The organism is Vibrio sp. T20, assembly GCF_007858795.1.
Lineage (GTDB): Bacteria > Pseudomonadota > Gammaproteobacteria > Enterobacterales > Vibrionaceae > Vibrio > Vibrio satsumensis.
On the sequence record NZ_VFEB01000005.1, the window covers coordinates 1 to 18,467 of the forward strand.

At 43.7% G+C, this 18,467-nt stretch carries 15 protein-coding genes and 1 tRNA gene; 10 read left to right on the top strand and 6 right to left on the bottom strand.

What is annotated here, in order from left to right; all coding sequences use genetic code 11:
* The first annotated feature begins 88 nt into the window (after positions 1–88).
* The 3 genes from FTW16_RS00065 to FTW16_RS00075 all read left to right on the top strand — a co-directional run bounded on the left by FTW16_RS00065 (position 89) and on the right by FTW16_RS00075 (position 2,073).
* Positions 89–165, top strand: a tRNA-Trp gene (locus tag FTW16_RS00065).
* 485 nt (positions 166–650) lie between these two features.
* Positions 651–1,490 (top strand): penicillin-insensitive murein endopeptidase, encoded by an 840-nt coding sequence (gene mepA / locus FTW16_RS00070; protein WP_146489656.1) that lies wholly within the window; start codon positions 651–653, stop codon positions 1,488–1,490.
* Between the two features lie 274 nt (positions 1,491–1,764).
* A complete protein-coding gene (locus tag FTW16_RS00075; protein ID WP_060983276.1) occupies positions 1,765–2,073 on the top strand; it encodes a hypothetical protein in 309 nt (102 codons plus the stop codon).
* Between the two features lie 41 nt (positions 2,074–2,114).
* Here FTW16_RS00075 and FTW16_RS00080 read toward each other — a convergent pair whose 3' ends face one another.
* The 3 genes from FTW16_RS00080 to rdgC all read right to left on the bottom strand — a co-directional run bounded on the left by FTW16_RS00080 (position 2,115) and on the right by rdgC (position 4,924).
* Positions 2,115–2,369 (bottom strand): YfhL family 4Fe-4S dicluster ferredoxin, encoded by a 255-nt coding sequence (locus FTW16_RS00080; RefSeq protein ID WP_004740368.1) that lies wholly within the window; start codon positions 2,367–2,369, stop codon positions 2,115–2,117.
* Between the two features lie 32 nt (positions 2,370–2,401).
* Positions 2,402–3,805: a tRNA 5-hydroxyuridine modification protein YegQ gene (gene yegQ, locus FTW16_RS00085; RefSeq protein ID WP_146489657.1), complete on the bottom strand. Its 1,404-nt coding sequence runs from the start codon at positions 3,803–3,805 to the stop codon at positions 2,402–2,404.
* Positions 3,806–4,009: 204 nt separating this feature from the next.
* Entirely contained in the window at positions 4,010–4,924 is a 915-nt protein-coding gene (rdgC, locus tag FTW16_RS00090) for a recombination-associated protein RdgC (RefSeq protein WP_017062534.1), read from the bottom strand.
* Between the two features lie 193 nt (positions 4,925–5,117).
* On the opposite strand from rdgC, the gene phoB reads away from it, so the two are divergent.
* From phoB to FTW16_RS00105, 3 genes are read left to right on the top strand one after another with little or no spacing between them, the layout of a single operon-like run.
* The gene (phoB, locus tag FTW16_RS00095; protein ID WP_004735064.1) at positions 5,118–5,807 is read left to right on the top strand and encodes a phosphate regulon transcriptional regulator PhoB; all 690 of its coding nucleotides are present in this window, start codon (positions 5,118–5,120) and stop codon (positions 5,805–5,807) included.
* 33 nt (positions 5,808–5,840) lie between these two features.
* The gene (gene phoR / locus FTW16_RS00100) at positions 5,841–7,139 is read left to right on the top strand and encodes a phosphate regulon sensor histidine kinase PhoR (protein ID WP_060983278.1); all 1,299 of its coding nucleotides are present in this window, start codon (positions 5,841–5,843) and stop codon (positions 7,137–7,139) included.
* A complete protein-coding gene (locus tag FTW16_RS00105; protein WP_146489658.1) occupies positions 7,136–8,113 on the top strand; it encodes a PstS family phosphate ABC transporter substrate-binding protein in 978 nt (325 codons plus the stop codon). The genes phoR and FTW16_RS00105 overlap by 4 nt, the downstream gene beginning before the upstream one ends.
* A 78-nt stretch (positions 8,114–8,191) precedes the next feature.
* Here the strand turns inward: FTW16_RS00105 and ppx are convergent, their stop codons facing one another.
* Complete coding sequence (ppx, locus tag FTW16_RS00110) at positions 8,192–9,703, bottom strand: exopolyphosphatase (protein WP_146489659.1); 1,512 nt, start codon at positions 9,701–9,703, stop codon at positions 8,192–8,194.
* Positions 9,694–11,790: a polyphosphate kinase 1 gene (ppk1, locus tag FTW16_RS00115; protein ID WP_146489660.1), complete on the bottom strand. Its 2,097-nt coding sequence runs from the start codon at positions 11,788–11,790 to the stop codon at positions 9,694–9,696. The genes ppx and ppk1 overlap by 10 nt, the downstream gene beginning before the upstream one ends.
* A gap of 200 nt (positions 11,791–11,990) precedes the next feature.
* Between ppk1 and FTW16_RS00120 the strand changes: the two genes are divergently transcribed.
* From FTW16_RS00120 to phoU, 4 genes are all read left to right on the top strand, one after another.
* Positions 11,991–14,207, top strand: a complete 2,217-nt coding sequence (locus FTW16_RS00120; protein WP_146489661.1) for an ABC transporter permease subunit — start codon at positions 11,991–11,993, stop codon at positions 14,205–14,207.
* 110 nt (positions 14,208–14,317) lie between these two features.
* Positions 14,318–16,027 carry a phosphate ABC transporter permease PstA gene (gene pstA, locus FTW16_RS00125; RefSeq protein WP_146489662.1) on the top strand — a complete coding sequence of 570 codons (1,710 nt, stop codon included), beginning with the start codon at positions 14,318–14,320 and terminating at the stop codon, positions 16,025–16,027.
* Positions 16,028–16,846, top strand: a complete 819-nt coding sequence (gene pstB, locus FTW16_RS00130) for a phosphate ABC transporter ATP-binding protein PstB (RefSeq protein ID WP_146489663.1) — start codon at positions 16,028–16,030, stop codon at positions 16,844–16,846.
* 74 nt (positions 16,847–16,920) lie between these two features.
* Positions 16,921–17,619, top strand: a complete 699-nt coding sequence (phoU, locus tag FTW16_RS00135; protein ID WP_146489664.1) for a phosphate signaling complex protein PhoU — start codon at positions 16,921–16,923, stop codon at positions 17,617–17,619.
* Between the two features lie 8 nt (positions 17,620–17,627).
* On the opposite strand, the gene FTW16_RS00140 is transcribed toward phoU, so the two are convergent.
* Positions 17,628–18,119, bottom strand: coding sequence for a hypothetical protein (locus FTW16_RS00140; protein ID WP_146489704.1), 492 nt, complete (start codon positions 18,117–18,119; stop codon positions 17,628–17,630).
* Positions 18,120–18,467 lie beyond the last annotated feature (348 nt).

Consider the following 18,467-nt stretch of genomic DNA (forward strand, 5'->3'; position numbering starts at 1 on the left):
ATACCGGCCTGTCACGCCGGGGGTCGCGGGTTCGAGTCCCGTCCACTCCGCCACTTATTCAGAGTTTCAGCTCTTTAAAACTGAAAATAGGGGTGTAGCTCCAATTGGCAGAGCAGCGGATTCCAAATCCGCGTGTTGGGAGTTCGAATCTCTCCACCCCTGCCATATACGAAGCCTCAGCAGAAATGCTGAGGCTTTTTTGCATTTGTTGCTTCTACGAAGCAATGTTGAGAGCTGGATCGCCAGCCCGGTCGAATCTCCGGAGTGCCGGCCCAGTCCACCCCTGCCATATTTAAGGCTCTAGACTGCGCGTCCCGGCAGAAATGCTAGAGCCTTTTTACTTTCTGAATCTAACATACGCCATTAGCAGAGTAGCGGATTCTCCTACTTACCAAAACAGCGCGTGTTGGGAGTTCGAGCGCCAGCCCTGTCGAATCTCCGGAGTGCCGGCTCAGTCTCCCCTGCTATATTTAAGGCTCTAGACTTGCGCGCCCCGGCAGAAATGCTCGAGCCTTTTGCTTTCTATGATTTGAACATTACCCTCTCTCCAAATGAAAATCCCTCTTTATCTTCAAAATATCATCCTCGATATGCACCTATTTCCTAATGACGACTAGTATGAAAATAGAGATCATTTATTTGGAATTGTTATGAGGTTATTTTGTACATCAGCTCTTATCTTTTGTTCGTTTTACGTATCGGCAACCCCATGGGAAAAAGAAAAGAGCCCGACAAGAAATTCAACCTCATCTATCGGTAGTTACGCTAATGGCTGTCTAGACGGTGCGCAGGCTTTGCCAATTGACGGTCAAGGTTACCAAGTGATTCGTCCTCAGAGAGAGCGCTACTATGGACATACAGAGGCCATTCAGTTTATTGAAAGGCTAGGTGTGACCGCGAGCGAACAGCTCAACACTAATTTATTGGTTGGTGATATTTCTCTACCTCGAGGAGGGCGCTTTTCGTCTGGTCATTCAAGCCACCAGACTGGCTTGGATATTGATATATGGTTAAGGCTCACCGATAAGAGGCTGTCCGAAAATGAACTCGCTGTTCCTAAGCCAATCAGCGTTGTCGATCTCACCAACTACAAATTGCGCAAATCGAATTGGACTGATGATCACTTCCAAGTCATTCGCTATGCCGCGAAAGATGAAAAAGTGGTACGTATCTTCGTCCATCCTGTTATTAAACAAACTCTTTGTGACCAAGAAAGCTCTGACGCTAATGATAGAGCTTGGTTAGGCAAAATAAGGCCTTGGTGGGGGCATCATTCACATTTCCACGTTCGTTTAAAGTGTCCTGAAGGCAGTTCAAATTGTATAGCTCAAGCAAACCCTCCTCAAGGTGATGGCTGTGGAGATGAACTTGCCAGTTGGGCTCCAAAGACCATTCCAGTTCCACCTCCCCCAAAAGTAGCGAAAAATAAGAAAAAGAAAAAAGTTAAAGTGATGCCAAGTCAGTGTTTGGCCTTGATATCGAATAAGTAATCCTGTTAATCGAGGCTTTTTACAGTGGTACAGCCACTGGTTTTCTCGACTCTAAAACTGGAGAAATATCACACTTTTGTCTAGTGTTTATAAACACGAGATTAAGAACATCGTTTGATATTAATAAAACTAATAACGCTATCAGCAAGGGCGATGACGAATTTGACACGGCTTGGTCAAGGGTGGAGTGTTTTTGGGGTGAAAGATGCGGCTTATATGCAGTATGTAAAATCAGAGTCTGATACCCGTAGATAGATAATTCAAGGATAAGACTATGACTATGATTTGTGCAAAGGAATTTTCAGGATGGTTAAGACATAGGTTCAACGCTGAAAGTTCGGGTATTTCTATTTCGAGGGATGACATCACTCAATTGACGGGCAGACAACGTCTAGACCCTAGCTTCGTAAATGACGTGCACTATGAATTGATGCAGTATGGAATGGCATTTGTGACAGATACCAGCAGGGAAAACTTTTATCTTGTTCCTGTATCTCAGTCGATAAACTGGCGAGAGAGACTCGAGTACCAATTTGAAAAAGAGCTCTTCTGCAATATTTACCCAATCGAAAAATCAGGTTAAAAAAAAGGTTCAACTTATGGTTAAGTTGAACCTTTCTTCTTTTAGGTCAAGCCTTGAATGATAACAAACTTCTCTAGTAGCTCATCTTCAGTTTCAATATGGTTTGGATCAGTGATGATGCACTTGGTAATTGGGCATACAGACTGACACGTTGGCTTCTCATAGTGACCTTTACATTCAGTACATAAATCTGGGTCGATTTCGAAAATGCTGTCACCCATAGTTATTGCGCCGTTTGGGCATTCAGGGTCACACATATCGCAGTTTATGCACTTGTCAGTGATTAACAGAGCCATTGCTTTCTTCTCAGTTGAGTTTCTAAGTAAAGTTACTTACCTGAAGCGTTACGTGTATCTTGGCCTTCGCTCAAGTTACGCATCAGTAAGCCATACTCTAAGTCTAGATCTGCTGGTACCGGGATAAAGACAAAGTGACCGTTACCTTTTGCGTCTTCGACAGCTTCAGATTTACGGTTTTCCATAACTTCCAGTTTGAAAACAACGTTACCTTTCGGTGTCATCATTTCTAAGCTGTCACCAACTAGGAATTTGTTCTTCACTTCTACTTCCGCTAGGTCACCGCGGCGCTTACCTGTGAATTCACCAACAAACTGTTGAGTGTCAGAGATTGAGTAACCGTATTCGTAGTTTTGGTATGTATCATGAGTGTGGCGGCGTAGGAAACCTTCAGTGTAACCACGGTGAGCTAGGCTCTCTAGTGTGCCCATTAGGCTTTCATCAAATGGCTTGCCTGCTACGGCGTCATCGATAGCTTTACGGTAAACCTGAGCTGTACGTGCACAGTAGTAGAAAGACTTAGTACGACCTTCGATTTTCAGTGAGTGAACACCCATCTTCGTTAGACGCTCAACGTGCTGGATTGCGCGAAGATCTTTTGAGTTCATGATGTAAGTACCATGCTCATCTTCAAACGCAGCCATTTTCTCTTCAGGCTTGTGTGACTCTGAAAGTAGAACCACTTCATCTGTTGGTTTACCTAGACCTAGTGTGTTGTCTGGACGTTCGTCTTGAACTTCAACATCCTGAATCTCAACACCAGTAGGGTTTGCTTCAACAATCTGACCGTTTTCGTCTTCTTTTGCCGTTTCTGCTTTGTATTCCCAACGACAAGCGTTAGTGCAAGTGCCTTGGTTAGGATCGCGCTTATTCATGTAACCAGAAAGTAGGCAACGACCAGAGTACGCCATGCAAAGTGCACCGTGAACAAAGATCTCTAGTTCTGTTTCTGGACAGTGTTCGCGGATTTCTTCGATCTCTTCAAGTGATAGCTCACGAGATAGGATGACACGCTCAACGCCTTGTGTAGCCCAGAATTTTACCGTTGCCCAGTTTACAGCGTTAGCTTGAACTGAAAGGTGGATAGGCATTTCAGGGAATGCTTCACGAACCATCATAATAAGACCAGGATCAGACATGATAAGAGCGTCTGGGCCCATATCAACAACTGGCTTAAGGTCGCGAATGAAAGTTTTTAGTTTAGAGTTGTGTGGCTGAATGTTACATACAACATATAACTTTTTGCCTTGAGCATGAGCTTCATCGATACCGATTTGTAGATTTTCGTGGTTGAACTCATTATTACGAACGCGAAGGCTGTAACGTGGCTGACCCGCGTAAACTGCATCTGCGCCGTAGGCGAATGCGTAACGCATGTTTTTAAGGCTTCCTGCCGGTGATAATAGTTCAGGTACAAATGGTTTTTGTGTAGTCATTGCTTCGTTCTCTAATCTGATCTCAAGTCAGGTTGATACCACCAAGTGATATCAAAGGGGCGCAAATTTTACGCTAAAATGAGTTTGGTTGATAGCCCTAAAGATAGCAATGATATTAAGAAGAGAGTGAAGGGATAAATATACAGCGGGAAATGTAGGGAAAATAAGCTCAGGCACGGTGCACCTGAGCTTTGAAGTTACTTATTAAGCGTTTGGTTGAGTTAAGCCACCTAGTGATTCGAACAGGTTCGGAAGGAACACGCTGAACTCACCACATAGCAATGAGAAATCTGCATCAAAGCGTGCAGCTTGGTCCTCACGAGGAATATCGTCGTTTTCGTCTTTTAGTTCATCACTGAATTTTAGGCGTTTGATACTGCCATCTTCTGCAAGAATGAATTCAATACGGTCTTGCCAGTTGATAAGAAGTTTCGTCACCATCTTATTGGCTTCGATGTGGTTCTTAATTTCATCCGCTTCTAGTTCTTGCTTCTTAACTCGGACAATACCGCCGTCTTCTTGGATAGACTTTAACTCTGCTTCATCAAGCATAGTGATACCTTGAGGCGTATCGCCTGACTTAACCCATTCAGTTAACGTTGTTTCAATCGCTTGCTCTGGAATCGCAGGAACAACCGGTAGGCTACCCATTGTCTTACGTAGCAATGCCAATACATCTTCTGCTTTTTTATAGCTGCTCGCATCAACTACGATAAAGCCTTCTTTTGGCATGATCAGCGCGTAAGTGAAGTTGCTGCGGCTGAATGCGCGAGGAAGTAGATCAATGATGATGTCTTCTTTTAGGCTGTCTTTCTCTTTCTTTTTCAGAGGTGTGCCAGACTCTGCCTCAAGCGTTTCTACTTTTGCGTTCAATGATTCTTTGATCACAGAAGCCGGTAGCATTTTCTCTTCTTTCTTTGCACAGATTAGAATGCGGTTTTCTGATACGTGCGTCATCATATCGCCATGTCGACCCATTGCGTGTACCCAACCAAATTTCTGTTTGTCTTGGCTACCACAAGGAGTAAAACGGAATTCTTCAAGTTGTTTCTCTAGCTGATCTGCGTTGAAATCAATATCACGGTTGAAGCGATAGACTAGGCAATTTTTAAACCACATAATTTTTCTCATACCTTTTTAGAAGTGCTTCATGATATGAGATCTAATTCGATTTGTCCTTAGCTCTGTATCAAAAGTTATAAAGTGAAATGTTTGAGACAGTTATATGAAAATTTGTTTTCAAAGGTCACAAAAGTGTCATAATTAACTCAGATAATGCAATGCGTTGATTAAATACAAAGGCTATTCAATTATGTCGAGAAGGATTCTGGTTGTTGAAGATGAAGCACCTATTCGTGAGATGCTGTGTTTCGTGCTTGAACAAAAAGGCTACCAAGCAGTAGAGGCTGAAGATTACGATACAGCGGTAAACAAGCTATGTGAACCTTTCCCAGATCTAGTATTACTAGATTGGATGCTACCTGGTGGTAGCGGGATAAACTTTATCAAGCACATGAAGCGTGAAGAGTTAACTCGCAACATCCCAGTGGTGATGCTGACGGCTCGTGGCGAAGAGGAAGATAAGGTTCGTGGTTTAGAAGTGGGTGCTGATGACTACATTACCAAACCATTTTCACCCAAAGAGCTCGTCGCTCGTCTGAAAGCGGTTATCCGCCGTGTAACACCAACGGCATTGGAAGATGTGATTGATGTTCAAGGTCTTAAATTAGACCCAGTATCACACCGCGTTACCGCAAGCGAAGGTCCAGTTGATATGGGGCCAACAGAATTCAAAATGCTGCATTTCTTTATGACGCACCAAGAGCGTGTATACAGTCGAGAGCAGCTGCTTAACAACGTTTGGGGTACTAACGTTTACGTTGAAGACCGCACGGTTGATGTACATATTCGACGCCTGCGTAAAGCGCTTGAATCTGCAGGTCACGATAAGCTAATCCAAACGGTTCGTGGCGCTGGCTACCGTTTTTCTACAAAGGCTTAATGTGGCTTCGCTGCCCAGTTTACGGAGTCCTGAATGGTTGAAAAGTTAACCTGGAAAAAGCTGGCTTGGGAGCTGGCTTTTTTTTACGCACCATGGGTTTTAGTCGGATGGATATTCGGTTATCTACCTTGGTTACTGCTGGCTGCTACGGTATTGCAGCTCGGCTGGCATCTACACAACCAAATGCGTTTGTCCGCGTGGTTGTGGGATGAGAAGCGTCTAACACCACCATCAGGCTCTGGAAACTGGGAATCTTTGTTTAACGGTATTTATCGTATGCAGCAGAGACAGCGTCGCAAACGTAAAGAACTGACCAACCTTATTCGCCGTTTCCGCAACGGTGCAGAATCCCTTCCCGATGCCGTTGTGGTATTTCGTGGCGAAGGCAATATCGTTTGGTGTAACAAACTGGCTCAGTATTTGTTGGGCTTTCGTTGGCCAGACGACTCTGGACAACCGATCTCGAATTTGATCCGCACTCCAGATTTTATTAAGTACCTGAATAAGCAAGATTTCTCTGAGCCATTAGAGATGCCTTCTCCACTGAATGTGGAGCGTATGCTCGAACTGCGTATTGTGCCGTATACTGAGGGTGAACACCTGATGGTGGTGCGTGATGTCACTCAGCTTAAGCAGTTGGAGGGCATGCGTCGTAACTTCTTCGCTAACGTATCTCATGAGCTACGTACTCCAATGACCGTACTTCAGGGCTACCTTGAAATGACGGAAGATCCAGATATGATCGTTGGGCCTATGTGGCCTAAAGCTCATGGTGTGATGACCGAGCAATTGAATCGCATGAACAGTCTGGTTAATCAACTACTCACGCTTTCTAAAATTGAAGCTGCGCCAATGCATGAGCTCGATGAAGTGGTCAACGTTCCGGCGATGCTTGAGGTTCTTGAAAAAGAGGCTGCAAGCCTAAGTGGTGAGCGTGAGCATAAGCTGGAATTTGATATCGATAAGAGCCTACGAGTTTTAGCTGATGAAGATCAACTGAGGAGTGCGATATCTAACTTGGTGTACAACGCAGTGAAATACACACCACCGGGCGCTACGGTTAAGGTACGTTGGTATCAGACTAGTCAAGGTGCCTGCTTAGACGTGTCAGATACGGGGGATGGTATTGAACCTCAGCATTTACATCGACTCACAGAGCGTTTCTATCGTGTAGATAAAGCACGTTCACGTGATACTGGTGGTAGTGGTCTTGGATTAGCTATTGTGAAACATGCGCTTAGTCACCATGACTCACATTTAGAAATTCAAAGTGAAGTGGGTGTCGGTAGCCGCTTCTACTTCACGCTTCCAAATCGATTGACTGTGTCATGATTTCTCTCATACGCAGGGTGCGTTTCCCCGTCAGTTCATTGTTAGCGTTGGCTTTGGTTAACTCTGTCCATGCAGAACAAGGTGTCGATTCTCTTCCTGATTATTCTAAGGTTCCAGGCATTTCCGGGAGTTTATTGTCGGTAGGTTCGGATACCTTGGCAGGCATGACAACGCTATGGGTGGAAGAGTTCAAGTCTTACTATCCGAATGTAAATGCTCAAGTCCAAGCATCTGGCTCTTCTACCGCTCCTCCAGCCTTAACCGAAGGTACTGCTCACTTAGGGCCAATGAGCCGACCGATGCGCCTAAGAGAAGTCGAAGCATTCGAAAGAGAGCATGGTTATAAGCCGACGGCACTGCGAGTTGCTATCGATGCCATTGGCATTTTTGTGCATCGTGATAACCCTATTGAAGGGCTCAATTTTCGCCAAATTGACGGTATATTTTCAGAGACACTGCGTTGCGGTGCAACGAAACAGCTAACCGATTGGCAAGATTTAGGAGTCGATCAGCCATGGGCAAAACATCGATTCCAACTGTTTGGTCGTAACTCCGTTTCGGGAACCTACGGCTATTTCAAACAAAACGCCTTATGCGGTGGTGACTTTAAGAACCGAGTCAATGAACAGCCAGGTTCTGCATCGGTTGTACAGTCGGTCGCTTCATCAATCAGCGGGATTGGCTATTCGGGTATTGGCTATCGAGTGGCTGGCGTTAAGTTAATTCCTATTACCGAGCATGGTTCTGATTATGTAGAGCCGACTCGAGCGAATATCTTGAGTGGTGATTACCCTCTATCACGCTTTCTTTATGTATACGTGAACAAACACCCAGATAAACCGCTTTCTCCTGTTGAGAGAGAGTTCCTCACTTTTGTGTTCTCAAAGCAAGGGCAAGAACTGGTAGAGAAAGATGGCTATTTAGCGATACCGTCTGAGTTCGCAGAGCAAGAGTTGGCAAAAGTCGGGCTCTGATTGAGGCTACTACAAACTTAGAAAAGAAACATATGAACAGCTTGCGATGCCGCAGGCTGTTTTTATTTTGATGGTTCGTTATTTTAGCTTCAACAACCATCCAGCATTTTGCCAACGTCGTTGCTCTTCTCTGAGTTCACAATCAAGCAGTTGGTTATGGGCCAACCAATCGCTGTTAGATCCTTTCAATTCCCAGTTATCTTGTTGTTTTATAGTTAGCGATACGTCTGGGGCCTGTGCTTGATTTCGCTGACGGTTGAGTAAGATAGCGAGTCTCAATACACGAATCAGCAGGGTGATTTGTTGCAGGGTAAACAGAGAAAGTTCCGGCAAATCTTGTAGCTTGAGCGCTTTTCTTTGATAGCGAACCAATGTTGATATAAGACGTTGTTGCTCAGTATTAAAGCCTGGCATTGTCGTGTGCTTAAGTAGATAAGCCGAATGGCGATGATAGCCTTGGAATGCAATACTTTGTCCTACCTCATGAAGTAATGCAGCCCAACTAAGCAGATCATACAGCTCATTAGTGACCGCCGTTGTCACTTGAGGTTGTATTTGTTTCAGCAATGAAAGAGAGAGTTCTTTCACTTTCTTGCCATGAGTTACGTCTACATGGTATCGAGAGATGAGCGTTTCGGCAGTTCTTGTTCGAACACCTATATCTTTAAATCGATCCTCCATGTCATAAAGAACACCTTCTCTCAGGGCTCCATCAGAAACATGTAACTCTTTGATGTCTAGCGTATCCATGGCTGCTGAAAGAATGGTAACGCCAGCAGCAAACACTGGCTTTCTCTCATCACTTAAACCTGAAAGATTTAAGGTTTTGGATGATGAAAATTCACATAAGTGATTCTTTAAATAGGACAGGCGTTGGGGCGTAATGAGGCCATCGGTGAACCCTAAGCCAATGAGTACCTCTTTTATTGATTTAGCCGTCCCTGATGAGCCAAAGGCGATTTCCCAAGGGGCTTTTGTATATTCTTCAATTAATGGCATCAATAGACGAGTAGCCGCGGTATTAGCATCTGAGAAGTGTTTTGAGGTTAGTCCTCCGTCAGCAAAGAAACGTTGAGTGAAACTGACGCATCCCATAGGTAAACTGCGCATAATTAAGGGAGTAAAACCTTGTCCTGCGACGAGTTCGGTACTCCCTCCACCAATATCAATAACCAATTTAGATTCTGAGGCGGTTTGAGTGTGTTCTACGCCGTTATAGATTATTCGAGCTTCTTCTTGACCGGAAATGATCTCGATTGGAAAAGGGAACAATGGTTTAGCTTGCTCTAAGAAGTCTTTAGCGTTTTTGGCTTTTCTTAGAGTATGAGTCGCAACAACTCTGACATCATCAAGTTCAAAATCTGCTAGTCGCTCTGCGAATACTTTAAGGCATTCTAGGCCTCGCTCGATAGCGCTTTCGGATAGGAAGTTACGTTCATCCAATCCATTACCTAATCTCACTTTCTGTTTGTGTCTGCTGACTAATTGCAGGTGTTGATCGAATACTCGGGCAACTACCATGTGAAAGCTGTTCGAGCCCAAGTCTATAGCGGCAATACATCGAGAATGTCTGTTATCAATTAGCGGCATGATTTCTTCTCTTGTTTGTACTTCTTGCGAGCAAGTTTCTCCATACGTTTAATATAGTGGTAAGTGGAGAGTTGTGACGTCGGGTAATCAAGTGGGTTAGCTGGTGGTTGTATGTAAGGGTTGCTCATCGATTGGTCTAACACTCGAGCTTTGTTACTGTCATCGAAATGAAACTCGGTGATATCGATGATGGTTTGCTTGATCTTTGGATCTAAAATTGGGGCTGCAACTTCGATGCGGTGATCAAAGTTTCGTGTCATCCAGTCAGCAGAGGAGATATAGACTTTCGGCTTTCCAGCGTTACTAAATATCATCACTCTCGGGTGTTCGAGAAAACGATCGACCACACTGACAATCTCAATATGGTCACTGATGTTGGGTATGCTAGGGACAAGAGAGCACATGCCGCGAATGACCATTCTCACTTTTACATTGGCTTGGCTGGCCTGATAGAGTTTTTCAATGATCTCTCGATCAACCAAGTTGTTGAGTTTTAGAGTGATGCTTGCGGGCTTACCTTCTAACGAATTTTGTATTTCATTATCTATCAACTGGTAGAGGCGTTTTCTTGTATTCTTTGGTGACACAATCAGTTGTTTGAACTGTGACTTTTGATAAGGGTTTTCAATATATTTAAAGACTTGTCTCACCTCTTGAGTCAAATCTTCATTCGCAGTGAGCAGAGAAAAATCGGTATACACGCGCGCTGTAACTTCATGAAAGTTACCGGTGCCAATATGGGTATAATACTCTGTATGCTTGCCTTCTTTTCGTTTAATGAGCAGCAGCTTGGAGTGAATTTTTAAGCTCGGGATGCCATGGATGACTTTTACACCCGCTTCTTGAAGTTTCTTGGTCCATTGAATATTGGCTTGCTCGTCAAAGCGGGCTTGCAGCTCGACAACCACGGTGACCTTTTTACCATTGTGCGCAGCGTCGATGATCGAGCTGAGGAGTTTTGAGCCTTCCGCAACACGGTAAACATTTATTTTGATGGAGGTTACCTTGGGATCAAAGGAAGCCTGCCTAACAAGTTCAGTGATGTGATTAAAGGTGTGATAAGGGTAATGGAGTAAGATGTCACGCGCTTTGATTGCTTCGAAATAGTTTGGGTAGTGGTTGAAATGCGCGCACTTAATCGCGGGTAGTGGGCGATTAACTAAATCACGTCGGTTAAGGCTTGGGAACTCAGAGAAATGTTTGAAATTATGATAACGACCACCTGCAATGACACTATCATAGTCAGACAATTTAAGCCTGATTTGTAAGAAGTTGAGCATTTCAGCTGGCATTTCTGATTCATAGATCAGACGTATCGGCAGTGCCGTTAAGCGCTGTTCTAAACCTAAAGACATCGATTCTAATAGGTTATTTTTATTGTCCTCTTGAAGGTCATAATCGGCATCACGCGTCATTTTTATCGCAAAACAACGCAATGAGTCATACTCAAAGAATCCTTTAAGCAAGTCATCCAAACAAAATCGAACTATATTATCTAACAAGATCAAAGTCATACGCTGCGAACCCGAAGCTTCCGGTAGCTTTACAAATCGAGGGAGTTCCTCTGATGGGATTTCGAGTAAGACATATTGAGAAGATGCCTCATGCCCGATGTCGATGGCTAAGTAGCTTTGTTCGTCTTTGAGAATATTGAGTAACTGGCTATCTTCGTTCAAGAGAAACGGAGTTAAGTGTGGTAGCACTTTTTTCTTAAAGTACTTTTTGATCCAGTCACTTTGCTCTTCGCTGATTTGCTGTTCGTTGACCAGAAAAATACGATTGCGCGCTAGTTCCAACAATAGGTCGTTATACAGGTCATGGAATTGAGCATCGAGCTTGCTCGCTTTACTCTGCATTTGAGTCAGTAAAGTTTTCGGCGAGTTGGAGAGTAGCTGTGGATCTTGAAGTAAGATCTTTCGCTTCACATCAGCAAATCGAACTTTGTAAAACTCATCGAGGTTTTTCGAGTAAATACCTAAAAAACGAACTCTTTCGATTAATGGTACTGACTTGTCTGCCGCTTCTTGGAGCACTCTTTCGTTGAACGATAACCAGCTAAGTTCTTTTGTGACATAGTCTTTTTCCATCGAGATGAGAATCCTTGAGTACTGGCTATAGAGCTGATTACTTTAATTTAGAATAGCAAAATTCACAAAATCTATGATCTTACTTTAAGAAATATGGCTAACAAACTTGTTATTAGTTTCAGTTGTTTAACGTAACTTGTAATATAATTGTCATCTAAGGTACATATTATGTCAGTAGCTAAAAAAAGGTAGATAAACAGATGGCTTCAGCCCAATTTTCATTGAAAGAGCGCGACAAAAAAAGATGGTTGAAAGATCGTCTCGTCCGTTTTTCGGTGACATGTGGTGCGGTCAGTGTTCTCGCTGCTCTGGTATTGATCTTTGTTTACTTGGCGATGGTCATTTTACCTGTGTTTTCTGACACTGGTTTAGATACTGACCAAGCCGTGAAGACCGTTGCCGTAGAAAAGCCTATCGTCTTATCAGTTGACGAATATGGTCAGCATGCATTTACTATCGAAAAATCCGGTTTGGTACAGTTTTGGGATTTAGAGGCCCAAAATACACACTCTTACTTTGAGCGTAATGTTGTAGCCAACCCAGTCGCCTTTTCTCGAAATACCCCATCTGAAAACTGGTTTGCTTTTGCCGACAGCGCCAGCAACCTTACTCTTTTCTATCCTGAGTATAGTGCGCCTGTGCTGAAAAAGGGCAGCGAAGCCGAACCTAAAATTGAGCAAATCGATCTTCCTGAACCGTTTTTAAATGATGAATCCTCAAACGGGGCAACGATCGACAAATTTGCGTTCTCAAAAAATGGACGCGGTATTACGGTTGCTGCTCAGTTAAGTGACCAGCGAGTCTTGGTTAAGTGGTATCAGAGCGACCTTACTGGTCAGTATGTTTTTCAGCAGAGCCAATGGCTGTCGGATAAATTGGGCTTGCAGCAGCAACTGCTCGTCACACCTGATGGGCAAACTTTATATCTCCGAGCACAATCGGATTTGGTTGTTTTAAAACTATCAGATAACGGCTTTGGTGTTCGTGAAGTGATTGACCTTAGCTTAAACGATGCGAAGCATTCCGTAAAAAGCATCGATTTACTGTCTGGGGCATACTCGTTGTTGGTCACGCATGAGGACGGACAGGTTTCTCAGTGGTTCGATGTACTCAAAGATGAAAAGCGTAGTCTGACCCATATTCGAGATTTCCAACTTGCCGAACAAGTGCAATTTATCCTGCCCGATACTTATAGAAAGGGTTTTTACAGCTTCTATAAAAACGGCACATTACAAAGCCATTATACAACCAGTGAAAAGCTGTCGTTGTTTGAACGAGCGTTTGATAAGTCACCACAATTAGCCGCTATGTCTGCCAATGAACTGCATCTGGCGACGTTGATTGATGGCACTATCAGTGTGGCTAAAGTCGACAATGAATACCCACAAATATCATTCTCATCACTTTGGCAAAAGGTCTGGTACGAAAGTTACCCTGAGCCACAATACGTTTGGCAATCAACGTCGGCGAACGATGACTTTGAAGAGAAATTCAGTTTAGTACCTATCACGTTCGGTACCATTAAGGCCGCTCTGTTTGCGATGATGTTTGCCGTGCCGGTTGCTGTGCTCGGAGCCATTTACACTGCCTACTTCATGTCTCCACGAATGCGAAGAGTGGTTAAGCCTTCGATAGAGCTGATGGAAGCACTTCCGACCGTGATCATCGGATTTTTGGCCGGGCTTTGGTTTGCTCCAATTGTTGAAACGCATTTAACTGCAGTCTTCTCATTAATGGTTTTATTACCACTAAGCACATTATTTACGGGGCTTGTTTGGTACTGCTTACCTAAAATGGTGACGAGTCGCTTCTCTAATGGCTGGCATGCTTTAATATTGATACCGGTATTGATGATTACGGTGGGCGCTGTGTTTGCTGGTGGAAACAGCATCGAAGCCTTGTTGTTTGGTGGTGACATTCGTACTTTTTTGGCTAATTATGGCATCGATTTTGACCAGCGCAATGCGCTGGTGGTTGGTTTTGCTATGGGCTTTGCGGTTATCCCGACAATCTTCACTATCGCCGAAGACGCTATTTTCTCTGTACCTAAACACTTATCAGATGGTTCATTGGCGTTGGGCGCAACAGCGTGGCAAACCCTTATTTATGTAGTGTTATTGACGGCTAGTCCGGGTATCTTTTCAGCCATCATGATGGGGTTAGGACGAGCGGTTGGCGAAACAATGATCGTCTTGATGGCTACAGGTAACACACCTATTCTCGATTGGAATATTTTGGAAGGGATGAGAACGCTATCAGCAACGATTGCAGTTGAACTGCCTGAATCAGAAGTTGGCGGTTCTCACTTCCGCTTATTGTTCTTAGCAGCATTGTTGCTGTTTATTTTCACGTTTGCGGTGAACTCAGTTGCAGAGTGGGTTAGACAAAGACTGAGAGATAAATATCGTGCGCTGTAGTTTTAAAGATTTACTTCAATATGCATCAATGACTGTTAGCTGTTTGACTAGCCTATCTCGTGGCATTTTCTGTTCCTTGAGCCCGCTCGTCAAGAGTAAGGTAGATCGTGATGAATAAATTTAAGTCATTAATATTTTGGTTTAGATCGGGCTCTCCGTGGATATGGCTAACGGGTGGGGCGGTGAGCATCAGTATGCTTTCTGTCCTTGGTCTCATGCTGTTGATTGGCTGGAAGGGCCTAACCTATTTTTGGCCAGCTCCTTTATACCAATGGCAAGTTGATTCCAAAGACTTATCGTTAGTGGTCGACCTTGACGAAACCGTATCAAAACAAGATTTATTGATTGGTCAGTTATATGAACGAAAGTACATTCCGATAGAGCAAGTTCCACAAGTCCATGACCTTCTGTCGCCTCAAAATTTGTCGACAGGGCTAATACAGCGCTTAAGCATTAAAGTCGCCAACAGAGAACTGTACTCTGCGGACTTTGTTTCGATTCTGGATGTTAACTTACGTGAACCAACCACTCCGTCTGAGTGGGCAGTGATTGAACGAAGTCGTGGTGGTTATTTCTTTGGTAAGCCGGTGGGCTTTAAGACCGCTTCTGGTACATTCGATTCGAACATTGACCAAAAGCTCGAACAAGGCTTGGCATTCGCTGATACGTTACGCGAAGAAACATCACGTGTTGTAAGTCAAGAAATCCGTAATATCAGCTGGCAATTAGAAAACTTGCGTTTAGAAAGGCGTAAGCTTGAACTCAATGAGTCAGTGAGTGATGAATACCTTAAAACCTATACTCAAACTAAACTGGAATTAAGCCGTCAGTTAGATGAAGCAGAAGTAAAGCTTGAGCATCTCAGAACACAGCTCAATGTAGAAAGTTTACTTGTGGAGGATATGACGGGCGAAAAGGTTGAAATACCACTCAGTCATATTCTAGATTATTGGTATCCCAACAAGATGTCTTACCCTGAGAAGGTAGGGCATTGGGGTAAACAAGTTTGGAAATTCTTATCAGAGAACCCACGAGACTCAAACTCTGAAGGCGGTGTGTTTCCTGCGATTTTCGGCACTGTATTGTTGGTTATTCTTATGTCGATCGTAGTGATGCCTCTTGGCGTAGTTGCTGCAATATATCTTCATGAATATGCAAAAAACAACGCCCTGACGCGCTTGATTCGTATTGCCGTAATTAACTTGGCGGGTGTTCCGTCGATTGTATACGGTGTTTTTGGTTTAGGCTTTTTTGTATATACCATTGGTGGCTCGATTGACACGCTGTTTTATGCTGAGCGATTACCTGCTCCGACATTTGGTACCCCAGGCCTATTATGGTCTGCTCTAACCTTAGCGGTATTGACGCTTCCAGTAGTTATCGTAACCACCGAAGAGGGCCTAACGCGGATTCCTAGCTCTGTGAGGCACGGTTCATTAGCCCTTGGTGCGACTCAATTTGAGACGCTTTGGCGTATTGTTTTACCGATGGCAAGTCCTGCGATTATCACGGGTTTAATTTTGGCAATCGCGAGAGCCGCAGGGGAAGTGGCTCCACTAATGCTGGTGGGTGTTGTGAAATTAGCTTCAAGCTTGCCAGTAGATGGTCAGTTTCCATATCTACATTTAGACAGAAAGTTCATGCATTTAGGCTTTCATATCTATGATGTTGGGTTTCAAACCTCTAATATTGAAGCGGCACGACCTTTAGTGTATGCCACTTCATTTTTATTGGTTACGGTGATTGTTGGATTGAATTTAACAGCCATCAATATCCGTAATAACTTGCGTGAAAAATACCGAACCTTAGGACAAGATTAAATGTTCTCGATTAATGAAACCTTGGGTTACCAAGCACCACTAGATGTTCATAACCTGAAGGATGAGCAAGTTGCTATCTCAATTGAGGGGCTAAATCTTTATTATAAAGAGAGCCAAGCACTCGATGATATTTCAATGCAAATTCCAAAGGGGCAAGTGACGGCTTTTATTGGCCCATCAGGGTGTGGTAAATCGACCTTGCTGCGCTGCATTAATCGCATGAATGACTTAGTTGAAGGGTGTAAGGTTTCTGGGAAAGTGAAGCTTCATGGCAAGAATATCTATCACCCTGAGGTGGATGTTGCGACCTTACGGCGTCGTGTTGGTATGGTATTCCAGCGCCCGAACCCTTTCCCTAAATCTATCTATGAGAATGTGGTTTATGGTTTGAGGCTGCAAGGTGTTAGCAACAGCCGAGACCTTGATGATGCGGTTGAGCGCTCTCTTCGTGCTGCAGCGCTATGGGATGAAGTGAAAGATCGACTGCATGAGAACGCCTTTGGCTTATCTGGCGGCCAACAGCAGCGTTTGGTTATTGCTCGTGCGGTCGCGATTGAGCCTGAAGTACTCTTGTTGGACGAACCGACATCTGCACTCGATCCGATTTCTACTTTGACGATTGAAGAGCTGATCAACGATCTCAAAACACAATACACAGTGGTGATTGTCACCCACAACATGCAACAAGCCGCGCGTGTGAGTGATCATACTGCCTTTATTCATATGGGAAAATTGATCGAGTACTCAGATACGGACTCAATTTTTACGTCTCCATTGAAAAATCAGACGGAAGACTACATTACTGGTAGATATGGCTAACCTCTACAGAGGTGTCATCTAGAGCTAAGTCACTCTATAAAAATGGCTTTCTTCATTTCTTTCAAGGAGCAGGTATGCATTTCGGTCGCCACATTTCAGGGCAATTCAATGTCGAGTTAGAGTCGATCCGTACTCATGTATTGACCATGGGCGGGTTAGTGGAGCAACAACTCTCGTTTGCAATGCAGGCGCTTCATAAAGACGATGTTGAATTGGCTAAAAAAGTGATTCGTGACGACCATAAAGTGAATGCGATGGAAGTGTCGATTGATGAGGCGTGTACTCGAATCATTGCAAAGCGTCAGCCGACAGCGAAAGATTTGCGTCTGATTATGGCGATCATCAAAACGATTACCGATCTAGAACGTATTGGCGATGTTGCCTCTAAAATCGCTCAAGGTGCGATAGAGATCCCTTCGACCAAAGAACAAAAGTTCCATGTTTCGTTAGAGCCTCTTTGCCGTCAGGCTATCACCATGCTTCACCAAGTATTAGATGCTTTTGCTCGTATGGATGTCGATGCGGCGGCAGAAGTTCACAAGCTTGATGATAAGTTGGATGCGGAATACGAGGCTGTCATTCGTCAGTTAATGACTTATATGATGGAAGACCCTAATAACATCCCAAATATTTTACAGGTGATGTGGTCGGCTCGTGCGATTGAGCGAGTGGGGGATCGTTGCCAGAATATCTGTGAATACATTATTTACTTTGTGAAAGGGAAAGATGTACGCCATTTAGGCGATCAAAGCCTAGATGACGCACTGAAGTAGGGGACTCTTTAAAAGCTAAGAATTGCACCAAGATTGAAATTGATCGTCGTGTCGTAAGGCACAAAGGTTTTATTGTGATCAAAAATATTCATATCAACACCAGCACGCAGTCCAAGCATTGGTGTCGCTTGGTAAACGTAGGCACCGCCTAGGCTTAACCCGTGTGTTGTCTTTTCTTCTACTTCGCCTGAGCGTGTTTTTGTACCATCATAACTTGCCACACCTATCTCAGCCTGAAAGCCGTGGTTTTGGTTTCTTCCAAACATATTTTGGATACCAACACGATATGCATCGACAGTTTCATCATATCGATCGCTGTCATACCAAAGGTGAGAATAACTTAGGTAAACGGCACCTAAATTTGCCACATCAGTAACCCCCGCCTGTAACCCGAAGCCATGATAAGAACCAATTTTTAGTTCAGGGGATAAATGAAGACCACTTGAAAATGCAGAGGTTGAGAATAAAGCCGAAGTTAGAAGAAGTGTTTTTAGTTTCATGGTACCACCGAAGTAAATTTTGCTCTCCTTAGCATTAGGTCGATCCATGAATGAACCCAGAGAATTAACTGGATAACGGTAATCATTATATGGACTTTGAAAGAGCAGGCTAATTCGCATTGGTTATCTCTGTAATAACGTGTACTTATCAATGGTTGTTATCGTTATTTAGCGAGTGCTTTGTCTTACGTAGCCTTACAAAACGAGTTTGATAGATAAACGTCTACTTAACCTTATGTTATTTAGTGTATTTGTTTCGATGTAATGATGAAAATGACGATAATGTCGATGTGGCTCATTAGTGTTTACTATATTCCGATTAATCTTTAATTTATTCTCTTGCTGAAT